The sequence below is a fragment of the Mesorhizobium sp. M1E.F.Ca.ET.041.01.1.1 genome (assembly GCF_003997355.1).
Taxonomy (GTDB): Bacteria; Pseudomonadota; Alphaproteobacteria; order Rhizobiales; family Rhizobiaceae; genus Mesorhizobium.
The window spans coordinates 1-4,958 of record NZ_RZSL01000468.1 but is presented as its reverse complement, the minus strand read 5'-3'; the positions used below and the strand labels follow the sequence as shown (position 1 = coordinate 4,958).

Below are 4,958 nucleotides of genomic sequence, written 5' to 3'. Positions count from 1 at the left end.
GTTCAAGAAGGCCCAGAACAGGCCGACCGGGTCGCTGGACCATTTGATATCGATCAGCAGCAAGGTGCCGGCGACGGCGATGGCGAGCGCCGCGACATTGCGCCGGCTCCTGAGGCCGATGAGGGCGACGCCGATGGTGCCGACGAATTCGATCGCCGCGACCAGCGAGATCGGCAGACGGTCGAGCGCCAGGTAGAACGCGCAGTTCATCACCGCCAGGCAGGCGCCGAAGGCCAACAGCAGGAGCCGCGCCGAGCGGTCGGCGCGCGCGAAAACCTGCCACGGCTTGGTGAGCGGCGCGAAGACGAGCGCGGCCGTGGCGATGCGCAGCCAGGCCATGCCGAGCACGCCGACCTGAGCGAACAGCAGCACGGCGAAGGCCGGTCCGAGATAGTGGAAGACCGCGCTGACGCAAAACCAGACATGCGGCGGCAGCGCTTTGGCCAGCCCGGCGAGGGCAGGGCGCGCAGCGTTGATGTCGCCATTGGCCTGGTTCGTTCCACGAACTTGCGCTTCAGAATTCATAGGATCATTATCGCAGGCGAACTTCGCGGTTAATATGGGCGATGAACGGCCTTGATAGCCGTTCACTTTCCAAAGAAAGATAATTCTCTTGAAACGCCTTCGAAATGAAAATGCCGATCTGGATGCGGCCGACCTGAAAATCCTACGGCTCCTGGAGAAGGATGCCCGCACCAGCACGGCTGAGCTTGCGCGGACCGTCGGGCTCTCGGCGCCGAGCGTGGCCGAGCGCATCCGAAAGCTGCAGGAGAATGGCGTGATCGAGGCCTATACGGTGAGGATCAATCCGGCGGCGCTCGGCATGAAGCTGTCGGCATGGCTGAGGATCAGGCCGGTGCCCGGGCAACTTGCCGTCGTGGCCGAGATCATCCGCGACCTGCCGGAAATCGCGCAGTGCGACCGGGTGACCGGCGAGGACTGCTTCATTGCGCTCGCCCATGTCGGCTCCGTGGCCGAGCTGGAGCGGGTGATCGACAAGATCATCCCCTATGCGATGACCAACACCGCCATCATCCAGTCGTCGCCGGTCGAGCCGCGCTCGCCGCTCGGCGGTTTAAGGGAGCGCTGAGGGCTCGGTATGTCCCCGCCTCATGCGCGCCTGTTTCAGAATCGCGCGCCAGCGGATCATGTCGAAGGGTATGGGCTCATTGTTGTTGGCGATGTGGAAGATCTCGTTGTTGACGTTCTTCAACGATCGCCAGAAATCATAATCGGTGATGCGTGGATCGGCCGCCAACCGCTCCACTTCGACCTTGATGTCGGTTTTCATGCACTGTCCTCGCGCCGCATTCCGCCTGCCGCCCGCGCGTAACCCGGTACGGCGGTTTTCGAACGCGCCACTGAGTCGTTCAACGGACTCAAGTGGCTTGTTCACGTTAAAACCTTGGTAAGGTTAACGCGGGCGCGCCGCTTTTCAAGCGCTCTTGCGTTTGATGCCGATCGAGCGGCCGGCGCGCTCCGGCATCGGCAGCGCGGCATGGGCGGCGCGCATGGCTTCGATCTGCGCCATCACATCGGCCGGGAAGGGGGCGACCTTCGGTCCGGCCATGTCGACATGCAGCGCGAGCTGCTCGGACGTTGCGGCCAGCCAGCCGTCGACATGGCGGATTTCCTGATAGGCTCTCAGCCGCTTCTCGTCATGATCGATGAGTTGGAACGAGACCTTCACCTTATGGTCGAGATGCAGCTCCTGCACGTAGCAGACATGGACTTCCGCCGTGTAGATCGTGAGACGGCGCTCCTTGGCGTAGTTCGGCCCCATGCCCATCAACTCGAACGCTTCGTCCGAGCAGCGGTCGAACAGCACGTTGTAGTAGGCCATGTTGAGATGGCCGTTATAGTCGATCCAGTCCTTCTCGATCGCCATCGGCTTGGAAATGATTGGCGCGGGCATCGTCATCTGGTTTTCCTTGATCGTCGCTGGACAGGGTGTGGCTGGTGCGGTTCTCGTTGTTTGGCGCAATTCCGGACGGAAAACCGCTTCACACTTTTCCTGGAATTGCTTTAGGCATCATCCATAGCTGCATTACAAGAGTGGCCGCTGGTCCATTCGCGGAGGAAATCATGGCTTTGAGCGACCTCAATCCCGTCGAGCGCAACGAGGAAGGCATCGCCGCCGTGCTCGGCATCCTCAAGCAACAGTTTGGCGAGCGTTTCCAGACCGGAGAGGCGATCCGCAGCCAGCACGCGCACACCACCACCTATATCCCGACCCAGGCGCCGGACGGCGTCGCCTTCGTGGAGAGCACAGCCGAGGTGCAGGAGATCGTGCGCGCCTGCGCCGCGCATCGCGTGCCGGTCATCGCCTTCGGCGTCGGCTCCTCGCTCGAAGGGCACACCAATGCGCCGGGCGGCGGCATCTCGATCGACACCTCGCGCATGAACCGCATCCTGTCGGTCAATCCGCAGGATCTCGACTGCACGGTCGAGCCCGGCGTGACGCGCGAGGACCTCAACCGGCATCTGCGCGACACCGGCCTGTTCTTCCCGATCGATCCCGGTGCCAACGCCTCGCTCGGCGGCATGGCGGCAACGCGCGCGTCGGGCACCAACGCCGTGCGCTACGGCACCATGCGCGAAAACGTCCTGTCACTGACCGCCGTGATGGCGGACGGCGAGGCGGTGACGACCGGCAAGCGGGCAAAGAAAAGCTCGGCCGGCTATGACCTGACGCGGCTGCTGATCGGCTCGGAAGGCACGCTCGGCATCATCACCTCGCTGACGCTGAGACTCCAGGGCATTCCGCAGGCGATCTCCGGCGGCGTCTGTCCTTTTCCGAGTCTTGAGGCAGCCTGCAACACGGTGATTGCGACCATCCAGATGGGCATCCCGGTGGCACGCATCGAACTGGTCAACGCGTTGCAGATGCGGGCGATGAAGAATTATTCCAAGCTCGACTATCCCGAGAGCCCGTGCCTGTTCGTCGAATTCCACGGCAGCGACGCGGGCGTCGCCGAACAGGCCGAAACCTTCGGCATGATAGCCGAGGAAAATGGCGGCGGGCCGTTCCTGTGGACCAGCGTCGCGGAGGAGCGCACGAAGCTCTGGAAGGCGCGGCACGACGCCTATTGGTCTTCGCTGACGCTCCGCCCCGGCGCCAAGGGGCTTTCGACCGATGTCTGCGTGCCGATCTCGCGGCTCGCCGAATGCGTCACCGAAACCGAGGCCGACATTGCCGAAATGGGCCTGATCGCGCCGATCGTCGGCCATGCCGGCGACGGCAATTTCCATGTGCTGGTGCTGATGGATGTCGACAATCCGCAGGAAATCGCGCTCGCGGAAAAATTCGTCGCCAGGCTCAACATGCGCGCGATCGCCATGGAAGGCACCTGCACCGGCGAGCATGGCATCGGCCAGGGCAAGGTCGGCTTCCTGCGTCATGAGCTCGGCCACGGTGTCGATGTCATGCGCACGATCAAGCAGGCGCTCGATCCGCTGAACATCATGAACCCGGGCAAGATCTTGCCGGCAGGGTGATCCGGCGGCCAGGCGCTATTGCGGCTCCGCAAGCTTCTGCAGCATGGGTCGGGTCGGCGCGAAGAAAGTCGTGCCGGTGTGCGGCGTCGAGAAGTCGAGCAGCCGGTCATAGGCGCCCGGCGGTTCGCCGACATACATGCGCTGCAGCATCTTTTCGATTACCCACAGATAACGGGTGTAGCCGATAAAGTAGGTTCCGAACTCCTTCTGCCCTGGCCGGCCGAAAGGCATGTTGTCGCGTAGGATGTCGTATTCGTTGCCGGCGTCGTCCTCGATCGTGGCGAGCGACTTGTGCGACTTGCGCGGCTTGTCGTCGTCATCGATCTCGATGTTGTCGATCTTGGTGCGGCCGATGATCTCCTCCTGGACATGCGTCGGCGTTTCCGCCCAGGAACCGAGATCGTGCAGATATTTCTGGACGACGACATAACTGCCGCCGGCGAAATCGGCATCCTCGTCGCCGATAAGGGCCGAAGCCGGCAGGTCGAGGCCGGTCGGGTTGGCCGTCCCGTCGACGAAGCCCAGCAGGTCGCGCGCGTCGAAATAGCGAAAGCCGGTGACCTCGTCGACGACCGTCACGCTGCCACCCAGGCTGCTGAGCAGGATGCGTTCGAACTCGAAGCACATGTCGGAGCGTTCAGCACGGATATGGAAGAGGAGATCGCCCGGCGTGGATGGCGCCGAATGGACCGGTCCGTCGATCGGCGCAAAGGGTTTCAGTTCGCGCGGCCGCCCGTCCGGTGAGAGACGCGCCCATAGCTCGTGACCGATGCCGGCGATGCACGACAATCGGCCGGACAGGTCACGGAAGCCGACATTCTTGACGAGATCGTCAAGCTGGCCGAGCACCGAGGCCACCTTCGAGAGCGCCGCCCTATCGCCGCCGACCGTGACGACGAGAAAAACCGCGGCGAGCGACAGCGGAGCATCGACGCTTTGCGCATCGATCGGGACCCTGTCCCAGTTCTTGCCTGACATCGGGAATGCTCCGCGTTTCGGTGGGGATGATCGCGACCGGCGCTTGGCCGCTCGGGGTAGCGTGTGCTCCAAAAAGATATCGCGACCGCGAGCGATCGCGCAACCGCGGATGCTGCTCTCGATTGCGCGCCGACACCGGCGAATTGCCTCTTTATCGACACGCGGATGCGGGTAGAGTGCGGCTGACTTTAATCCTACGCTCTGGAGCAGATGCTCGCACGCCTGTTCGTGATCTTCGGTGGCCTGTTCGTGCTGGTGCTGTGCGCGGCGCTGGTGGTGCCGTATTTTATCGACTGGACCGGCTACCGCGCCGATTTCGAACGCGAGGCGAGCACCATCCTTGGCCGCAAGGTGACAGTGAAAGGCGATGCGACGGCGCGGCTTTTGCCTTTCCCGTCGGTGACCTTCTCCAACGTCGAGGTCGCCGGCGGCCCTGGCGGCCAGCTGGCAATGACGATGGAGACCTTCTCCATGGCTGCGGA

At 63.2% G+C, this 4,958-nt stretch carries 6 protein-coding genes and 1 pseudogene; 3 read left to right on the top strand and 4 right to left on the bottom strand.

What is annotated here, in order from left to right; translation table 11 throughout:
* Nucleotides 1–525, bottom strand: a pseudogene (locus EOA38_RS27985) (EamA family transporter); the annotation flags it as partial.
* An 88-nt stretch (nucleotides 526–613) separates the two neighbouring features.
* On the opposite strand from EOA38_RS27985, the gene EOA38_RS27980 reads away from it, so the two are divergent.
* Nucleotides 614–1,090, top strand: a complete 477-nt coding sequence (locus EOA38_RS27980) for an Lrp/AsnC family transcriptional regulator (protein WP_127300741.1) — start codon at nucleotides 614–616, stop codon at nucleotides 1,088–1,090.
* On the opposite strand, the gene EOA38_RS27975 is transcribed toward EOA38_RS27980, so the two are convergent.
* The gene (locus EOA38_RS27975) at nucleotides 1,076–1,291 is read right to left on the bottom strand and encodes a hypothetical protein (protein ID WP_066990849.1); all 216 of its coding nucleotides are present in this window, start codon (nucleotides 1,289–1,291) and stop codon (nucleotides 1,076–1,078) included. The two genes, EOA38_RS27980 and EOA38_RS27975, sit on opposite strands and share 15 nt — an antisense overlap.
* 144 nt (nucleotides 1,292–1,435) lie before the next feature.
* Nucleotides 1,436–1,921 carry a thioesterase family protein gene (locus tag EOA38_RS27970; protein WP_126093126.1) on the bottom strand — a complete coding sequence of 162 codons (486 nt, stop codon included), beginning with the start codon at nucleotides 1,919–1,921 and terminating at the stop codon, nucleotides 1,436–1,438.
* Between the two features lie 164 nt (nucleotides 1,922–2,085).
* On the opposite strand from EOA38_RS27970, the gene EOA38_RS27965 reads away from it, so the two are divergent.
* Nucleotides 2,086–3,498 carry an FAD-linked oxidase C-terminal domain-containing protein gene (locus EOA38_RS27965; protein ID WP_126093127.1) on the top strand — a complete coding sequence of 471 codons (1,413 nt, stop codon included), beginning with the start codon at nucleotides 2,086–2,088 and terminating at the stop codon, nucleotides 3,496–3,498.
* A gap of 15 nt (nucleotides 3,499–3,513) precedes the next feature.
* Here EOA38_RS27965 and EOA38_RS27960 read toward each other — a convergent pair whose 3' ends face one another.
* Nucleotides 3,514–4,476: a Dyp-type peroxidase gene (locus EOA38_RS27960; protein WP_126093128.1), complete on the bottom strand. Its 963-nt coding sequence runs from the start codon at nucleotides 4,474–4,476 to the stop codon at nucleotides 3,514–3,516.
* A 210-nt stretch (nucleotides 4,477–4,686) separates the two neighbouring features.
* Here EOA38_RS27960 and EOA38_RS27955 point away from each other — a divergent pair.
* Nucleotides 4,687–4,958, top strand: a 272-nt coding sequence (locus EOA38_RS27955) for an AsmA family protein (protein ID WP_127300740.1), incomplete at its 3' end; no start/stop codon positions are given.

Bases quoted from the DNA above. Each gene is read 5' to 3' on its own strand.
- EOA38_RS27970 (WP_126093126.1), bottom strand. From the start codon at position 1,921: ATGACGATGCCCGCGCCAATCATTTCCAAGCCGATGGCGATCGAGAAG.
- EOA38_RS27960 (WP_126093128.1), bottom strand. From the start codon at position 4,476: ATGTCAGGCAAGAACTGGGACAGGGTCCCGATCGATGCGCAAAGCGTC.
- EOA38_RS27965 (WP_126093127.1), top strand. From the start codon at position 2,086: ATGGCTTTGAGCGACCTCAATCCCGTCGAGCGCAACGAGGAAGGCATC.
- EOA38_RS27975 (WP_066990849.1), bottom strand. From the start codon at position 1,291: ATGAAAACCGACATCAAGGTCGAAGTGGAGCGGTTGGCGGCCGATCCA.